The organism is Spirillospora sp. NPDC046719 (assembly GCF_040645715.1).
Taxonomy (GTDB): domain Bacteria; phylum Actinomycetota; class Actinomycetes; order Streptosporangiales; family Streptosporangiaceae; genus Spirillospora.
Genome location: NZ_JBEYYT010000192.1, coordinates 1 through 16,866 on the forward strand (window position 1 = coordinate 1; position 16,866 = coordinate 16,866).

14 protein-coding genes and 1 pseudogene are annotated in these 16,866 nt (G+C 75.4%); 8 read left to right on the top strand and 7 right to left on the bottom strand.

What is annotated here, in order from left to right:
* Both ABZ914_RS28530 and ABZ914_RS28535 read right to left on the bottom strand, forming a co-directional pair.
* On the bottom strand, window positions 1-1,972 hold a 1,972-nt coding region (locus ABZ914_RS28530), incomplete at its 3' end, for a helicase-associated domain-containing protein (protein WP_500196946.1).
* A gap of 202 nt (window positions 1,973-2,174) precedes the next feature.
* Entirely contained in the window at window positions 2,175-2,792 is a 618-nt protein-coding gene (locus ABZ914_RS28535) for a TetR/AcrR family transcriptional regulator (RefSeq protein ID WP_500196948.1), read from the bottom strand.
* A 164-nt stretch (window positions 2,793-2,956) separates the two neighbouring features.
* Between ABZ914_RS28535 and ABZ914_RS28540 the strand changes: the two genes are divergently transcribed.
* Complete coding sequence (locus ABZ914_RS28540) at window positions 2,957-3,436, top strand: GNAT family N-acetyltransferase (RefSeq protein WP_241756582.1); 480 nt, start codon at window positions 2,957-2,959, stop codon at window positions 3,434-3,436.
* Between the two features lie 6 nt (window positions 3,437-3,442).
* Here ABZ914_RS28540 and ABZ914_RS28545 read toward each other — a convergent pair whose 3' ends face one another.
* The gene (locus ABZ914_RS28545; RefSeq protein ID WP_206700378.1) at window positions 3,443-3,913 is read right to left on the bottom strand and encodes a hypothetical protein; all 471 of its coding nucleotides are present in this window, start codon (window positions 3,911-3,913) and stop codon (window positions 3,443-3,445) included.
* Between the two features lie 352 nt (window positions 3,914-4,265).
* On the opposite strand from ABZ914_RS28545, the gene ABZ914_RS28550 reads away from it, so the two are divergent.
* Both ABZ914_RS28550 and ABZ914_RS28555 read left to right on the top strand, forming a co-directional pair.
* Window positions 4,266-4,916, top strand: a complete 651-nt coding sequence (locus ABZ914_RS28550) for an HAD family hydrolase (RefSeq protein ID WP_500196949.1) — start codon at window positions 4,266-4,268, stop codon at window positions 4,914-4,916.
* Between the two features lie 188 nt (window positions 4,917-5,104).
* Window positions 5,105-5,500, top strand: coding sequence for a cold shock domain-containing protein (locus ABZ914_RS28555; protein ID WP_190868487.1), 396 nt, complete (start codon window positions 5,105-5,107; stop codon window positions 5,498-5,500).
* 75 nt (window positions 5,501-5,575) lie between these two features.
* Here the strand turns inward: ABZ914_RS28555 and ABZ914_RS28560 are convergent, their stop codons facing one another.
* The gene (locus ABZ914_RS28560; protein ID WP_500196951.1) at window positions 5,576-7,003 is read right to left on the bottom strand and encodes an MFS transporter; all 1,428 of its coding nucleotides are present in this window, start codon (window positions 7,001-7,003) and stop codon (window positions 5,576-5,578) included.
* Window positions 7,004-7,287: 284 nt separating this feature from the next.
* Here ABZ914_RS28560 and ABZ914_RS28565 point away from each other — a divergent pair, with 284 nt between their 5' ends.
* Together ABZ914_RS28565 and ABZ914_RS28570 are read left to right on the top strand one after the other, a co-directional pair.
* Window positions 7,288-8,034, top strand: coding sequence for a DUF3027 domain-containing protein (locus ABZ914_RS28565; RefSeq protein WP_500196958.1), 747 nt, complete (start codon window positions 7,288-7,290; stop codon window positions 8,032-8,034).
* A gap of 67 nt (window positions 8,035-8,101) precedes the next feature.
* The gene (locus tag ABZ914_RS28570; protein ID WP_500196952.1) at window positions 8,102-11,092 is read left to right on the top strand and encodes a sacsin N-terminal ATP-binding-like domain-containing protein; all 2,991 of its coding nucleotides are present in this window, start codon (window positions 8,102-8,104) and stop codon (window positions 11,090-11,092) included.
* Between the two features lie 77 nt (window positions 11,093-11,169).
* Here the strand turns inward: ABZ914_RS28570 and ABZ914_RS28575 are convergent, their stop codons facing one another.
* Window positions 11,170-11,565 carry a DUF2530 domain-containing protein gene (locus tag ABZ914_RS28575; RefSeq protein ID WP_500196954.1) on the bottom strand — a complete coding sequence of 132 codons (396 nt, stop codon included), beginning with the start codon at window positions 11,563-11,565 and terminating at the stop codon, window positions 11,170-11,172.
* 37 nt (window positions 11,566-11,602) lie between these two features.
* The gene (locus tag ABZ914_RS28580; RefSeq protein ID WP_190868485.1) at window positions 11,603-12,166 is read right to left on the bottom strand and encodes a TetR-like C-terminal domain-containing protein; all 564 of its coding nucleotides are present in this window, start codon (window positions 12,164-12,166) and stop codon (window positions 11,603-11,605) included.
* 109 nt (window positions 12,167-12,275) lie between these two features.
* On the opposite strand from ABZ914_RS28580, the gene ABZ914_RS28585 reads away from it, so the two are divergent.
* The 3 genes from ABZ914_RS28585 to thpR all read left to right on the top strand — a co-directional run bounded on the left by ABZ914_RS28585 (window position 12,276) and on the right by thpR (window position 15,561).
* Window positions 12,276-12,743 (top strand): MarR family winged helix-turn-helix transcriptional regulator, encoded by a 468-nt coding sequence (locus ABZ914_RS28585; protein WP_500196956.1) that lies wholly within the window; start codon window positions 12,276-12,278, stop codon window positions 12,741-12,743.
* Between the two features lie 724 nt (window positions 12,744-13,467).
* Window positions 13,468-14,709 carry an MFS transporter gene (locus ABZ914_RS28590; RefSeq protein ID WP_190868497.1) on the top strand — a complete coding sequence of 414 codons (1,242 nt, stop codon included), beginning with the start codon at window positions 13,468-13,470 and terminating at the stop codon, window positions 14,707-14,709.
* Between the two features lie 228 nt (window positions 14,710-14,937).
* Complete coding sequence (gene thpR, locus ABZ914_RS28595) at window positions 14,938-15,561, top strand: RNA 2',3'-cyclic phosphodiesterase (RefSeq protein ID WP_500196957.1); 624 nt, start codon at window positions 14,938-14,940, stop codon at window positions 15,559-15,561.
* On the opposite strand, the pseudogene ABZ914_RS28600 reads toward thpR, so the two are convergent.
* Window positions 15,498-16,866, bottom strand: a pseudogene (locus ABZ914_RS28600) (hypothetical protein); the annotation flags it as partial. The gene thpR and the pseudogene ABZ914_RS28600 sit on opposite strands and share 64 nt — an antisense overlap.

The window sequence follows — 16,866 nt, forward strand, 5'->3', positions numbered from 1 at the left end:
GCCGCGTCACGATCACCCCGCCGCCCGGCGACTCGGCCACCGGCGCGAGGCCCATCGCGCGCAGCCCGTCGAGCAGCTCGCCGCGGTGCAGGCTGGACGCCAGCACCGTCGGGGCGAGCCGGTGCAGCCGCAGCGCCGCCGCGCGCCGGTCGGCGAGGATCTCGTCGAGCGTGCCGGCGGAGTCCGTCCGCACGTACGAGGCGAGGGATCCGACCCGCAGGTGCCCGTGCCGGCGCGCCACGTCGTCGATGAGATAGGTGAGCGGCTGCGGCAGCGGCGTCGCCGAGTGCCGGGCCAGCAGGCCGGCGACGTCGTCGGCGGTGCGCCCGGCGTCCAGGGCGCGGCGGATCGACTCGGGGGTGAACCGGTACACGGTCGCGCCGCCGGTCGACTCGACGTCGGCGGCGAGCGCCAGCTCCCGGCTCAGCTCGGTGACCAGCGGGCCCGGCGCGACGGCGGTCAGGTCCGCCTGGATGAGGATCCGGTCGACCGGGTCGGGCAGGTACTTCTCCAGGCCGGGCTCGGGGTCGCCGCCGGCGAGCAGGTCGCGGGCGAACGGCGCGAGCTCGCCGAACCCGGTGAGGCCGAGCGCCGCCGCCTCGCGCAGGGTCCAGCCGACCAGCCGGTCGCGGGCCGGGCCGCCGCGCCGGGGGCGCAGCCACGCCAGCCGGGCCCGCAGCGCGTCGGCGTCCACCGCGGTGCCGCGCTCGGCGCCCGCGAGGATCTCCAGGACGGTGCGGCGGGTCGCGGGGGCGCTGCTGCGCACCATCGCCTCGCTCAGCGCGTTGATCAGCCGGTCCCGGTCGTCGCGCTCCCCGGCGAGGCCGGCGGCCCGGTCCGACTTCAGCCAGCCGCGCGCCAGCTCCGTCCAGCGGCCCGCGGTGTCGCGCATCAGCCACAGGTCGTAGGCGGGGGTCGGCAGCCACTCGCCGTCGAGGTCGCCGCTGCGGGTGAGCAGGCCTGCCGCGTACGCGACCTCGACCAGCAGCGCCGCCTTCCACTCCGGGACGTCCAGCAGCGTCGCGGCGTTGCGCAGGTCGCGGACGGCCAGGCCGCCGCTGCGCAGCACCGGCGGCGGGTCCAGGCCCCAGCGCTCCAGCAGCTCCTCGATGAGCCGGACCGCGTTGAACGCCTCGCCGGCGGCGGCGCGGACCACCATGTCCTCGCCGCGCGCGCCGCCGGACGGCGCGTCGCCGAGCGGCGGCGGCTCGGCCGGGAGGTCCTCGAACAGGCGGCCGCCGCGCAGGTGCAGCGCGATCTCCCGGGGCAGCGTGACCGTCCGGTCGTCCTCGGCGGCGAGCAGCCCGCGCGCGAGGAGGCGCTCGATCGGGGTCGCGGCGGTGTCGGCCCGGACGGGACGGCGCGCGTCGGCGACCCGCCCCACCGGCGGCCCCCAGGCGAGCGCGTCCAGCGCGGACCGCGCCTCCGGGCCGGCGGCCTCGACCAGCGGCGCCGGGTCGGCCAGCAGCTCGGCGAGCCGGCGCAGCAGCCGGGCCGAGTCGGCGAACCCGCGCGGCGCCTCGCCCTGCAGGTCGGTGACCAGTGCGGCGAGCCGCTCGACGGGGTACCCGGCGAACACCTCCCGGACGGGCGGGCCCAGCCCCGCCGGGTGCGGCAGCCCCTGCCGGACGCCCGGCGCGGCGTTCAGCGCGCCGTCGCCGCCGTTCCACACGAGCCCGAACCGCAGCAGCCGGTCGACGGCGTCGCCGGCCTGGTCCGCGGTGGCGCCGAGCGCGGCGGCCAGCGCGTCCGGGAGCACCGGCGAGGGCAGGACGAGGACCGCCTCCAGCGCCGCGAGCGTGAACCGGTCGAGCCGGTCGAGGGCGCGGGACACCGCGGCGGGCGTCGCGGCGCGCGCGGCGAGCGCGGTCAGGTCCGCGGGGACGGGCGCGAGCAGCTCCGGACGCGCGGACAGCAGCGCGCGGAGCTCGTCGTCGGCTCGTGCGCGCAGCCAGTCCGCATACGATTCCATGCCGTTCGCCACCTTAGTGTCGCGGGCGTCCCGGCTCGCCGCGCCCCGGGAACGGGGCGTTTCCGCATGTCGGACGCTGCGAGTGCGGGACCCTCCCAGCGTATGAGCGGAACGGTGCGGCCGGTCCGGCGCGGCGGCACGTGGAGGAACGCGTGCCGGACACGCCGTCCGGCGCGATACGGGAACCGGCCGGAACGGCGGGTCAGGACGCCGGCGTGCGCTCCAGGTTCACCAGGCCGAGCCCGAGCCGGGCCCAGCTCTCCACGAACCGCTTCTCGTCGATCCGCGTCGGCGGCTCGTACATCGACTCGTTCGCCAGCCAGTAGTTGACGACGGCGCCGCCCAGGATCGAGGCGACCGCCGCCCAGTCCTCGTCGGCGCCCGCGTACTCCGGCTGCTGCGACAGCCAGGTCGCGATGCCGTCGTAAAGCGGGTTGACGATGCCCTCGCGCATCTCGGCGACCAGGTTCGGGAACTGGTCGAGGTCGCGGAACAGCACCCGGATCAGGTCCTGCTCCTCGCGCATCTTCGCCAGCCCGGCCTGGCAGGTCATCCGCAGCCGCACCTCGAGCGGGCGGTCGGCGAACACCTCCGCCTGGTCCAGCACGGTGGTGATCTGCTGCCGGGTCCGCTCGATGTGCTCGCGGATCGCGGAGGCCAGCACCTCCTCCTTCGACCGGAAGTGCCGGTACAGGCCCCCCGCGCCGGGCGACAGCCCGGCCGCCGCCTCGATCTCGGCCACCGAGGTCGCCGCGTAGCCCCGGTCGGCGAACAGACGGAGCGACTCGGCCACGATCCGCTCGCGCGTAGATGTCGTCATGGTGATGAATTCCTCCGGAAGAACAGTAAGGCATCTTGGACCTGCGGGCTCCTGCCGCGCCCGGCGCGCCCGAATTCGTGACGCGTCTCGCCCCGCGCCGGGGGCGACTAGAGTTCGATGCCCGCGCCCCTGTGCCGGAAGGGGCGTCGCCGGAAGGGTCGACGATGTTCATGTCTCCGCGGAAGGCGGCCGACGGGGCCTTCCTCCCCGAGGACTTCGTGGTGCCCACGCTGGTCGCCGGACCCCGGTTCCAGATCCGCCCGATCACCGTCCACGACGTCGTCAAGGACTACGGCGCGGTGATCGGCAGCCTGGACCGGCTCGCCGGCCGGTTCGGCCCGGAGTGGGGCTGGCCGGACCGCGAGTTCACCTTCGAGCAGGCGCTGATCGACGTCGCGTGGCTGCAGAAGGAGGGGCAGTTGCGCCGCTCCTTCAGCTACGTGGTGAACACGCCGGACGGGGAACGCCAGCTCGGCCGCATCCACGTCGCCCCGTCCGACGAGCCCGGCGCCGACGCCGTCGTGGTGTTCTGGGTCCGCGCCGACGAGGAGGACACCGCGCTGGAGAAGGACCTGGAGGACTTCGTCCGCGAGTGGGTCACCACGGCGTGGCCCTTCGACGTCGTCCGCTTCCCCGGCCGGTAGCCGGGGTCAGGCGGCGCGGCGGACGACGGCCACGATGATCCGCCCGATGACGAGGTAGACGAGCGCGGCGAGGCCGTAGTTGACGGCGATGTCGACCTTGGCGTTGTCGGGCTGGAAGACGTCCTTGAACTGCCAGGCCAGCTCGTCCGCGCGCGCGCCGAACCAGTGCACGATGTCGTTGCCGGTGTTGGCCTCGAACACCACGAACAGGATGTGCACCGCCAGCACCAGCACCACGATCGTCGTCACGACCGAGATCACCGTGGCGATCAGGTTGACGGTGCGCCTGCGGGCGGCCGCCGCGGACGCGGTGAACGGCCGCCGCGACCGGTGGTCGCCCGGGTCGACGCGCGTCCCGGTCATGGCGTGCCGCGCGGTGGTGCCCGTCCCGGCGGGTTCGGTACGGGCGGGGTCCCGCCTCACCGGTTCCTGCGCGCTCATCGTGCGGTCCGTGTCGTCTGCCCTGTTGTCCGCCATGGGGCGCCCTCCTTCGCCGGGCCGGCCTGCGGCTGATCGTCCTTGGGGTGGTGGTGGCTTGTTCGAGCCCTACGTTTTTCCTGGTCAGGCGGTTTTCGCCAGGGGCCGCGGGTATCACGTCGACACGGGCGGCCGCCCGGAACCCGGCAGACCAGACCGGGCCCGGGCACCAAAGGTCCCCGCGCCAAGAGTTCCCGCGCTCTCCTACTCGGATCCCGTCGCATCGCCACTACCGGGAGAGCGCGGGTACTTGCGTCCGGGCCCGTTCGGCGAGGGCCTGGTCGCCGCGGTCCGTCCCGCGCGCGCCCCGGCGTTGGCTTTCGCTCCATACCGGACCTTTACCCTGTGTGGCGTGCTGGACCTTGATTCGCCGAAGATTCCCCGTCCGGATGGTGCCGATTTCTCCGTCGGCTTCGATCTCGACCTCACGCTGGCCGACACGCGCGCCGCCATCGGCGCGGTGTACGCGGCGATCGCGGCGGAGACCGGTGTCCCCATCGACATCGACGCCGTCGTCCGGCGGCTCGGTCCGCCGCTGGAGGTCGAGCTGGCGTACTGGTTCCCGCCGGAGCGGATCCCCGCGATGGCGGAGCTGTACCGGGCGCTCTACCCGGACGTCGCGCTCCCGGTGACCGAGGCCATGCCGGGCGCCGTCGCGGCGCTGGAGGCCGTCCGCGCGGTGGGCGGCCGGGTGGTCGTCGTGTCCGGGAAGAACCAGCGCGACACCGAGCGGACCGTCCGCTTCCTGGGGCTGGACGTGGACGCCGTCGTCGGCGGGCTGTTCGGCGCCGACAAGGGCGCCGCGCTCCGCGAGCACGGCGCGCGCGCCTACATCGGCGACCACACCGGTGACGTGGACGCCGCGCGCGCCGCGTCCGCCGTGGCCGTCGCGGTCGCGACCGGCGCGTTCGACTCCGCCGCCCTCACCGCCTACGGGGCGGACGTCGTCCTGCCCGACCTGAACGCCTTCCCCGGGTGGCTCACGGGGTTCGCGGCGGTCTGACGGAGCGCCGGGCCGTCCTTCGCGGGGTGCCGGCGCGGCCGATATCGAGGTGCCGCGGAGGCGGCGTCCGGGATAGCTTCATCCCGTTGCCCCAAGGGGCTTCGCGGGGGTCCCGGCGTGTTCACCGGTACCCGGCGAGGCACTAATCTTGGGGTCGATTCAAGGACGATTACCGAACGAGGTATCCCGTGCCGACTGGCAAGGTCAAGTGGTACGACTCCGACAAGGGGTTCGGCTTCCTCACCCGCGACGACGGCGGTGAGGTCTTCGTGCACTCCTCGGCGTTGCCGGGCGGCGTGACGACGCTCAAGCCAGGCCAGCGCATCGAGTTCGGCGTGGTCGAGGGCCGGCGCGGCCAGCAGGCGCTGCAGGTGCGCGTGCTGGAGAGCCTGCCGTCGGTCGAGCGGACCATCGCCAAGCAGCGGCGCAAGAAGCCGGACGAGATGGTCGTCATCACCGAGGACCTGATCAAGCTGCTGGACGGGATCTCCAACACCTACCGGCGCGGCAAGCATCCGGCGCCGGCCGAGGCGAAGAAGATCGCGACCGTGCTGCGCGCGGTGGCGGACGACATCAGCCCCTGACCGGACGGCGCCCGGAGCGGGGCGCCGCCGGAGGGCGCGCCTCGCGGTGGTGCGTCAGGCGCGCATGGTGGTGCGTCAGGCGCGCATCTGCGTCTGCGCGTCCTTGATCGGGGTGCCCGCCGCGGCCGGGACGCGGCGGCGCGTGCCCGCGCGGCGGGTCAGCAGCAGGCCGAGCGACAGCGCGAGCGCCGCCGCGACGACCGCCAGCGCGACCCGGCCGTCCGCGACGATCGACATGCCGAGGCCGAGCAGCCCGCCGACCACCCAGGCGAGCTGGTGCAGCGTCTCGGTCACCGCGAATGTGGACGAGCGGACCTCCTCGCCGATCTCCCGCTGCACGACCGCGTCCATCGACAGCTTGCCGAGGACCTGGCCGAGACCGGCCGCGAGCGCCACCGCGAGCGCCGCCCACAGGCCGAAGAACAGCGCGCTGACGGCGGTCACGGCGGTGACGGCGGCGAGCGTCGCGGTGACGATCAGCCGGGGCGCCCGCGCCTTCATCCAGGCGCCGAGGGCGGTGCCGATCAGGCCGCCGGCGCCCGCGAACGCCGCGAGCAGGCCGAGCGCGAGGTTGTGCGACACCGGGTCGAACCGCTCCTGGCGGAGCAGGAACGCCAGGTAGAGCACGAGGAAGCCGGACAGGGCGCGCAGCACGGCGTTCGCCTGCATCGCCTCCGCGACGATCGGGCCGACGCGGGGCAGCGTCCGCCAGTGCCGGGCGGGCCGGCCGGGCTCGGCGTCCGCCGCGTCCCCGGCACCGGTTCCGGCGGTGGCCGTATCCGGCGGCGCCTCGGCGGTGTCGGGCATGTCCACGTGCTTCGGCAGCCGCATCGCGAACACGATGCCGAGCAGGAACAGCGCCGTGCCGATCCGCAGCACCCAGCCGGGGCCGATCAGCACGGCGAGTCCCGCGCCCGCCGGAGCGGCGACCGACGAGGCGATCAGCCCGGCGAACGAGGCCCGCGCGTTCGCCGTGACCAGCGTGATCTCGTCCGGCAGCAGCTGCGGCGTCACCGCCGCGCGCAGCACCCCGTACGCCTTCGAGGTCACCAGGACGCCGAACGCGGCGGGCAGGAAGGTGACCGGGTCGTTGTGCGCGACGGCGCCCGCCATGCCCCAGCACAGCAGCCCGCGGATCGCGAACGTGGCGGCCACCGCGTACCGGCGGACGTGCCGCATCCGGTCGAGCGCGGGGCCGATCAGCGGCGCGACCAGCGCGAACGGCGCCATCGTGACGAGCAGGTAGAGGGCGACCTGGCCGCGCGCCTGGTTGACGTCCAGGCCGAAGAACAGCGTCCCGGCGAGCGCGACGGTGACCATCGCGTCGCCGGCCGAGTTCAGCGCGGACGCCTCGATGAGGTCGCCGAGGCCGCTGCGCCCGGCGCCGCGCGCGTGCGTGACACGCCGGGTGAGCCGCCCGGCGCCGCACGCGGCCGAGCGCATGCCGCGCAGCGTCCTGCCCGCGCCGCCCACACCGACGCGTACGGAGCGTCGCAGTCCCATCGCGCCCTGATCTCTCCTCGCGGGATTCGTGCCGCCTCCGGCCGTCGCGACCCGCCTGGTCGCGCATCCGGCCGCCTGATTGAGAGTACGTTCCCTTTCGGCGGGCCGGATCACCTCGCGCCGGCCGCGGCCCGCGTGTCGGGTCATGCCCCGGGATGCGCGAGAATCGAGATGTGAGCCCAACGCGTCAGTCCAGCCCCGCGCGTACCGCCGCCGCGCGCACCACCTCCGGGCCCGCCCGCCGGACCCGCACGCCCGCCGTCGATCCCGCCTGCGCCGAGGCGGTGGACCTCGCGCGGACCGCGGCCGAGGAGACCGCCCGTCCCGCGCCGGTCGGGGAGCATCTCGGCCTGCGCGCCGAGGGCGACCGGGTGGTCACGCACTTTTTCGCCGCGCTGGACCCGGCCTACACGGGCTGGCAGTGGGCCGTCACGGTCACCCGCGCCGCCCGCGCCAAGATCGTCACGGTGAGCGAGTGCGTGCTGCTGCCCGGCGACGACGCGCTGCTCGCGCCGCAGTGGGTGCCGTGGCTGGAGCGGCTGCGCCCCGGCGATCTCGGCCCCGGCGACCTGCTGCCGACCGCGCCCGACGACGTCCGGCTCGCCCCCGGCTACGCGCAGGTCGACGAGTCCGTCGAGCGCGAGGCGCAGTGGGAGCTCGGCCTCGGCCGGGTCCGGGTGCTGTCCCGCGAGGGCCGCGACGAGGCCGCCGCCCGCTGGTACGACGGCGTCGCGGGGCCCCGCGCGCCGATCGCCGCGTCCGCGCCGGCGCAGTGCTCCACCTGCGGTTTCTACGTGTCGCTCGCGGGCGGCCTGCGGCAGATGTTCGGCGTGTGCGCCAACGAGTACGCCCCGGACGACGGCCGGGTGGTGTCCGCCGACCACGGCTGCGGCGCGCACTCCGAGGCCGTCAACCTGCCGGCGGCGTCCGAGCACAACCCGCCGGTGATCGACGAGCTGGGCTACGACGTCGTCCCGTCCGCCGGCGAGGACGCCGGGTCCCTGGACGACGAGGCGCTCGGGCACAGCTGACCGCGACCAGACCGGACCGGGGGCGCGCGCCGTCCCTCCGACGAGCCGCGACCCGCGCGGCGAGGTGGTGACCGAGGTGGCCGCGGACCCGTTCGGCACGCGCGTGCTGCGCGAGCGCGTCCTGCGCGCCTGGGACGAGTCCCCGGCGCGCTTCCGCGAGGACGCCAACACCGAGGAGGACCACGCCCTCGGCGGCTACCGCGACCGCGTGGTCATCGAGCTGGCGCAGAACGCGGCGGACGCCGCGCTGCGCGCCGCCGTCCCCGGGCGGCTGCGGCTGTCGCTGGACCCCGCCGGCGCGGTGCTGACGGCGGCGAACACGGGCGCGCCGCTGGACGCCGCGGGCGTCGAGGCCCTCTCCACGCTGCGGGCGTCCGCGAAGCGCGACGACGCGGGCGCGGTGGGGCGGTTCGGCGTCGGGTTCGCGGCGGTCGTCGCCGTGACCTCCGAGCCGTCGATCGCGTCCCGGACCGGCGGCGTCGAATGGTCGGAGGACCGGGCGCGCGCGCTGGCGGGCGGCCTCGCCGGGGTCGCGGACGAGCTGGCGCGGCGGGAGGGCCGGGTCCCGCTGCTGCGGCTGCCGTTCGAGGCGGAGGCGCCGCCGGAGATCCCGGACGGGTTCGACACGGTCGTCCGGCTGCCGCTGCGGGCGGGCGCGGCCGATTCCGTGCGGCGGCAGCTGGAGCAGGTGGACGCGGCGCTGATGCTGGCGCTGCCCGCATTGGAGACCGTCGAGATCGACATCGGCGGCGACGTCCGGGTACTCACCGCGGAGCGGCGCCAACCGGGGCTGGTCGTCGTCGACGGGCAGGCGTGGCGGACCGTTGAGGCGCATGGGGCGACGCCTGGAGAACTGCTTGAGGATCGGCCCGTCGAGGAACGGGCGCGCGCGTCCTGGCAGGTGCGATGGGCGCTCCCCGAGGAGGGCCTGCCGGACGGTACGCCCGCCGTCGTGCACGCGCCCACGCCCAGCGACGAGCGGCTCGACCTGCCGGCGCTGCTCATAGCGTCGTTCCCGCTCGCGCCTGACCGGCGGCATGTCGCGCCAGGCCCCTTGACCGACTTCCTCGTGGCGCGGGCCGCCGAGGCGTACGTGGACCTGCTGAAGGCGCGTCCGGCCGAGCCGCGCTTGCTCGATCTGGTGCCCGGCCCTGTGGGCGCCGGGGAACTCGACGCGCGGCTGCGGCGGGCCGTCCGCGAACTCCTGCCGGAAGCGGCGCTTCTCCCCGTCCCGGACGACCCCGAGGGCCGCCGGATGCGCGGCCGGGACGCCGTGGCGCTGGACGCCCCCGCCGCCTTCTTGGACCTCCTCGCGGGGCGCGCCGGCGAGGAGGCCGTCGTCGGCGGGCTCCTGCCGCCCGGTTGGCCGGCGCGGAGCCCGGCGCTCGCCGCGCTCGGCGTCCGCCGCGTCGAGCTGGCCGACGTCGTGGACGAGCTGGCCGCTGTGGAGCGCGGACCGCGCTGGTGGCATCGGGTGTACGAGGCGCTCACCGAGGCCGCCAGGGACGCTCTGGGGGCGCTTCCGGTGCCGCTGGCGGGCGAGGCGGGACGGCTGGTGCGCGGGCCGCGCGGCCTGCTGATCGCGGACGGCGTCGATCCGGCGGGCCTCGACGCGCTCGGGCTGCGGTTCGTGCATCCCGACGCCGTCCATCCGCTGCTGCTGCGGCTCGGCGCGGTCGAGGCGGGCCCGCGGGCGGTCCTCGCCGACCCGGCGGTGCGGGCCGCCGTGGAGGACTCCTTCGACGCCGACGACCCCGGCGCCGTCGCCGAGGCCGTCCTGGGCCTGGTCGCGGCGGCCCGGCTCGACCCCGGCGAGGAGCCGTGGCTGGCCGAGCTGGCGCTCCCCGGCGACGACGGCGATCTCTACCCCGCCGGCGAGCTGCTCCTGCCGGACAGCCCGCTGCGGACCGTGATGGCCGGCGACGCGCCGTTCGGCGTCGTCGCTCCCGAGACGCTGGAGCGGTGGGGCGCCGAGGCCCTCACCGCCGCGGGCGTGCTGGACGGCTTCGCCCTCGTGCGCGCGGAGGACGTGAACCTGTCCGGCCTGCTGGACGAGGCCGAGACGCTCGAACTCGACGACGAGGACCGCTGGGCCGACCACGTCCTCGAACGGATCGGCCCGCAGGAACTGCCGCCGCACGTGCCGGAGTTCCAGGCGGTCCGCGATCTGGAACTGGTCGACGACTGGCCCGCAGCACTACGGCTCCTGGCCGCACCGCCATGGCGCGCCGCGATCGTGGAGCCCGCCCATGTCGCCCTGTACACGGGCCACCGCGCCGTGGTCCCGTCCTACACGGCGTGGTGGCTGAGCCACCGCCCCATCCTGGACGGCCGTAGGCCGGGCGAGTTCCGCCTCCGAGGCGACGACGCGCTCGCAGGGCTCTACGACATCGCCCCAGAGGGATTCGACGAGCAGCTACTGCTGGCCTTGGGCGTCCGTACATCGCTGGCCGATCTGCTGGACGAACCCGGTGGCGCCCAAGAGTTGCTCGACCGGATGGGCGATCCGGAACGCACCGTGAGCCGCGTCCAACTCGGCGGTCTATGGACGGCCCTCGCCGACGCCGACGTCACGGTGGAGCCGCCCGAAAGCGTGCGCGCGGTGGTGGACGGCGTGGTCGAGGTCGTCGACGCCGCCGACGCCCTCGTCCTGGACGGTCCCGACGTCCTGCCGCTACTGGCCGGGCAGCCCCTCGTCATCGCCGCGCAGGGACGGGACGCGCGGCTCGCCGAACTGCTCGACCTGCCCGTGGCCGGTGACGAGGTGCCCGGCACGGTGGAGACGGCGGGGGAGAAGCGGCCCGTCCCGGACGCCGTCCGGGCGGTGCTGCCGCACGCGCCGGAGACCTACCTCGCGCACGAGCGGCTCATCGTGGACGGCCAGGACGTCCCATGGTGGACGAGGGACGGCGAAGTCCACGCGAGCGGGACCGGCGGCCTAGCGCGCGCGCTCGCCTGGTCCTGCGAGGACTGGGCGGCGAGGCTCCTCGCCGAGGCCGTCCTCCGCGACCCGGACGCCCTGCCCCTCCTGCTGGCCGAGGACGACCTGGAGCCCTAGCCCGGGAGTTCTGGACGGTCTGGAGTTCTGGACGGCCTGGAGTTCTGAGCGGCCTGGCTTCCAGCCGTCCTGGACTTCTAGACGTCCGCCTCGGACGTCTCAGAGGTCTTGGAGGTCTTCGAGGTCTCGGACGTCTCCGCGACGGCGTCCTGGCGCGTGGCCCCGGGACCCTCGGGCCTCTCGGGTTCGCCATCGGCGGGCAGCGTCGCGTCCTCCACGGCCGCCTCGCGGCGGGCGGCGCGGGCGGCCTCCTGGCGCTCGCGGCCCGCCTGCAGCCGCGGGATGTACCAGATGCCGAACAGGCCGGTCACGATCCCCGTCACGCACACCCACAGCCACCAGCGGTCCCCGGACGGCGTCCCGGCCACCAGCAGGACGACGAGCGCGATCGCCCACGCCACGGTGCCCGCGAGGGCCACGCGGACGTCGTTGGTCCGCATGGGCGGCGGGTCCGGACGGCGCGGAGGGGTCATGGAGATCAGGTTACGCGGCGGGCGGGCGAGAGGGGCGTCACACCCGGGGCTGGGAGAAGCCCGAGGTGAAGAGGGTGATCAGCCGCTCGTAGCTGGCCTCCAGGTCCTCCGGGAGGCCGAAGCCGCCCGCCGCCTCCAGGATGGCGAAGCCGTGCACGGCGGAGCGCAGGCAGCGGGTCGCGTGGACGAGCTCCGGGCCGTCCAGGCCGTAGCCGCGCAGCACCGCGTAGAGGACGCCGAGGACGCGTTCGGCGGCGGCCTCGGCGAAACGCCCGTGCTCCGCGGACTGCTCCAGCGACGCGTAACGGCTAGGGTGCTCCACAACGTAGCCGCGGTAGGCGCGCATGATGGCCGCCACGGCGTCGTCCCGGGAGCGTCCCATGGCGGCGGTACCGAGGCGGTCGGCCAGCTCTTCGAGGATTCTCGCGGTCACCAGCTGTCGCAACTCGGCCAGGTTGCGGACATGCTTGTAGAGGGAGGGGGTCGCGACCCCGGCCCTTCCGGCGACCGCGGCGAGCGTGAGGGCGCCGGGTCCGCCGGCGTCCACGACGGCGATGGCGGCGTCCACCACCGCGTCCGGCGTCAGGCCCGCGCGCGGCATCCCGATCCTTTCTTCGACTACTTAATAGCCAAAAAGCTAATAGGGTTAGCTGCGCGTGTCAAGGAGCGGGCGTGGCAGCATGGGTGACCAGCACGGGAGAACGATGACGATGACTACGCCACCGACCGGCGGCCGGACCGCCTCGCCTCCGGGGCTGGCCGAGGAGCTGCGCATCTCGATCGCGCGGCTGTCGCGCCGGCTCCGGCACCTGCGGCCGCCGGCGCCCGACGGCGGGCCGAACCCGCTGTCGCTCACCCAGTTCGCGGCGCTCGCCGCCATCGAGCGGCACGGCTCCATGACGCCCCGCGAGTTGGCCGACCACGAGAAGGTGCAGCCGCCGTCGATGACGCGCGTCATCGCCTACCTGGAGGAACGCGGGCTCGTGGTGCGCAGCCCGCATCCGACCGACGGGCGCCAGGTGGTGCTGATGGCCACCGAGGACGGCTCGTCGCTGCTGCGCGCCGAACGGCGCCGCAAGGAGGCGTGGCTGTCCACCCGGCTCGGCGAGCTGACCGACGACGAGCGCGAGATCCTGCGCCGCGCCGCGCCGATCATCGACAAGCTCAGCCGCTCCTGATCCCGCCCTGCCGCATCCCGCCCTGCCGCACCCCGCCCTGCCGCACCCCGCCCTGCCGCACCCCGCCCTGCCGCACCCCGCCCTGCCGCATCCCGCCCTGCCGCCCCTCCCGATTCCGCTCGGCCGCCGCTCCTGACGCCGCCCTGCCGCCGGTCCCGGGCGGCCGGTTCCGGTGCCGTGAGGCGGTCCGGTTGCCGGAATAGCGGTCACGCGATTATCGTTAGCCTTGATAATGACTTCTGCTAACGATGGACACGATGAACCGGACGGTGCCCCGGCGCGCGGGGCACGCTCCGGGCGGGCCGGCCGCTCCGGGGCCGCGCTCCCCGTAGCGCCCCGCGCGCACCGCCGCCGTCCCGCCCCCCGTACCCCCGCCCGTTCCCCGCACGCGGCCGTCCATCCGGCGGGCCGGCCGGACGCCGCCGGGCCGCCGCCGCACGCCGAGCGCGCCGGGCTCCCGGCTGGAGCGGTCCAAACGACCAGCGGACCGCCCGCCGCCCAGGCTGACCAGGCCGCCGACCGGACCGCCGCCGACCAGGCCGTCGCCGAGGCCGATCAGGCGGACCAGGCCGCAGGCGCCGTCGTCGCTGCCGAGGAGACCGACGCCGTTCTCGAAGCCCCGGACACCACCCCGAACGCGGCCACAGACGCCGACAGGGACGCTGACGGGGACGCCGACACGGACGCCGAGCCGGAAGACCCCGAGGAAGCCCCGCCCGGCGGCATGTTCCGGTCCCTCCGGACCCGGAACTACCGCCTGTACGCCATGGGTCAGGTGGTCTCCAACACCGGCACCTGGATGCAGCGCGTCGCGCAGGACTGGCTCGTCCTCGACCTCGCCCACAACAACGGCACCGCGCTCGGCATCACCACCGGCCTTCAGTTCCTGCCGCTGCTGCTGTTCGGCCTGTGGGGCGGTGTGATCGCCGACCGCTACCGCAAGCGCCGCGTCCTGATGATGACGCAGGTGTCGATGGGCGCGCTCGCGCTGATCCTCGGCGTCCTCACCGTCACCGGCAACGCGCAGGTCTGGCACGTGTACCTGCTGGCGTTCGGGCTCGGCCTCGCCACCGTCGTCGACAACCCCACCCGCCAGTCGTTCGTGATCGAGATGGTCGGCAAGCGCGACCTGCCGAACGCGATCGCGCTGAACAGCGCCACCTTCAACGGCGCCCGGCTGCTCGGCCCCGCCGTCGCCGGCGTGCTGATCGCCGTCATCGGCACCGGCCCGGTGTTCCTGGTGAACGCCGCGTCGTTCGGCGCCGTCCTGCTCGGCCTGTACGCGATGCGCGAGAGCGAGCTGCACGACTCCGGCACCGTCAAGCGCGCCAAGGGCCAGCTCCGCGAGGGGCTGCGGTACGTCCGGGGGCGCCGCGACCTGGTCCTCGTCCTGGTGATGGTCGGGTTCGTCGCGACGTTCGGCATGAACTTCCAGATGACGACCGCTCTGGTCGCCAAGGAGGTCTTCCACACCGGCGCGTCCTCGTTCGGCCTCGCGTCCAGCATGCTGGCGCTCGGCGCGCTGACCGGCGCCCTGCTGGCGGCGCGGCGCTCGACCAGGCCCCGGCTCCGGCTGCTGATCCTCGCCGCGATGACGTTCGGCGTGATGGAGACCGCCGCCGGGCTCGCCCCCACGTACTGGTCGTTCCTGGTGCTGCTCGTCCCGGCCGGGATCGCGCTGATGACCTTCACCACGTCGGCGAACGCGACGATGCAGCTCGGTGTCCAGCCCGAGATGCGCGGCCGCGTGATGGGCCTCTACATGTTCGTCTTCATGGGGACCAACCCGCTCGGCGCGCCCACCGTCGGCTGGATGGCCGAGCACTTCGGGCCCCGGCTGAGCATCGTGCTCGGCGGGCTGGTCTCGATGGCCATCGCGGTCGTCGTGGCGGCGCTCGCGGCGCCGCGCGGCTCGATCAGGCCCGCTCTGGCGCGGCTGGCCCGCGTCCCGGCCGCGGGCCGCTGACGCCCCGCGCCGGCGGCGCGCCACGGGCCGCCGGCGGCGCGCCACGGCCAGGCGCCCGGCGGCGCGGCCCCAACCGGCGCCGATGGCGCGGTGCCAACCGGCGCCGATGGCGCGGTGCCAACCGGCGCCGATGGCGCGGTGCCAACCGGCGCCGATGGCGCAGCGCAACCGCGTGACAACGGGTGCCGTCTGCTGGAAAGCTGAAGTGGTGGCTCTCCGGACGTTCCCATGAGGCTCTTCGTGGCGCTCGTACCGCCGCCGGACATCCTGGACGAGCTCGAGGAGGCCGTCCTTCCGCACAAGGACGACGTCCCCGAGCTGAAGTGGGTCCGGCGGGAGCTGCTCCACGTCACGCTGGCCTTCCTCGGCGAGTGCGACGACCGCACCGTCGACCGGCTCCTGCCCCGGCTGGAGCGCGCCGCCCGGCGGCACGAGCGGATGACGCTGTCGCTCGCCGGCGGCGGCGCGTTCCCGAGCAACGGCGCGCACGCCCGCGTCCTGTGGACGGGCCTGTACGGCGACCGGCGCGGCCTGGCCCGGCTCGCGGCGTCCGTCGCCGCTGCGGGACGCCGCGCGGGGACGCCGCCCGACAAGCACCGCTCGTTCCGGCCGCACATGACCCTCGCCCGGTCCCGGCAGCCGATCGACGTGCGGCCGCTGATGGAGGCGCTGTCGGCGTTCGCGACCGGCTCGTGGACGGCCGACGCCGTCCAGCTGATGTGCAGCCACCTGCCCGGCAAGCAGTACGACCAGCTGACCTACGAGCCGCTGAAGACCTGGTCGCTGCGCTACAGCTCCGGCGGGGGAGGCGCGGGCCGGTCGGCGTCCGGCGGGCCCCAAGGGACGCCGTAGCGCTCGCAGGCGCGGCGGAGCTCCTCCAGGTCGGGCGGGAACGTCACCTGCCGCAGGACGCGTCCTGAGGGCCCCCAGACGACCAGCCGCGGCAGCCGCTCGGTCGACTCGTCGATGCCGACGCCGCCGATGCGGTCCCGGGCGAGGTCCCACTCGACCCGGCCGCGCCGCGTCACGACCGCCAGCCCGGCGGACGACACGCGCAGCTGCGGGCGGTTCCGGTCGTACAGCCAGTAGCCCGCGAGGCCGACCAGCAGCCCGGCGGGCACCGACCAGCTCGCCGTGGTGCCGAACCCGCCGAGGTCGGGGCCGAGCCACACCGCGCCGATCAGCGCGACCGCCTCGCACAGCAGGACGCTCATCCCGTACGTGCCGACGCGGGAGCGGCGCGTCGCGTCCAGCAGCGCCCCGGGGGCGGTCACCGGGCTCGGCGGCTCCGGCGCCGTGAACGCGAAGTCCGGCTCGCCGGGGAGCCCGCCGGACGTCCGGAGCGGGTCCCGCGCGCCCTCCGGCGCCCCGGACCCGTCAGGCGCCCCGGACCCGTCAGGCCCCTCGGACCCGTCGGCCCCGTCGGACGCCGCGCCCGGCGCGGACAGCGGCGCCGTCGCGCGGGTCTCCGGCTCCGGCGCCGCCAGCGTCGACATCGCCGAATGGAACGCGGCGCTGAGATAGGCGTCGTACTCCGCGTCGTTCACCGGCAGGCCCGCCTTCCGGGCCGACTCGCGCAGGTCCGTGCGGGAGATCCGCAGCGCCGACAGCGGCGCGGCGAAGAACTCGTCGCCGTCGGCGTCGTACAGCCGCACCCACGCGTGCCCGGCGATCGTCAGCAGCTCGATGCCGCCGATCCGGTCCTCCGGCATCTTCAACACCACGTCGCCGGCCGCGTCCGCCCAGCCGAGCCCGCCGTCCGCGACGACCAGCCGGCCGCCCGGGACCTGCGCGAAGATGTCCGGCAGCCCCTCCAGCCCGTACTCGGGACGGCGCGGCGGCCGCGCCCCCGGCGTGATCACGTGGTAGCCGTGGTCGTCGAGCGCGTGCGCGAGCTGGAAGCCGTCCAGGCCGTGCGCGGGCAGCCGCGCGACCAGCTCCAGCCGGTGCCCGAACGCCAGCGCCGCGAGCTCCGCGCGGCGCGGCTCGCCGCTCAGCGGGTCCAGCCGCAGCCCCGGGCCCACCACGACCGCCGCGACCTTCCCGGACGGCAGGTCCTGCAGATGGCGGCGGCCCGGCCGGGCTCGCACCAGCAGCCGCTCCGCGGTGATCGTCCAGTGCACCCGGGCGGCGCGCAGCAGCCGCCGCCGCGCCGCG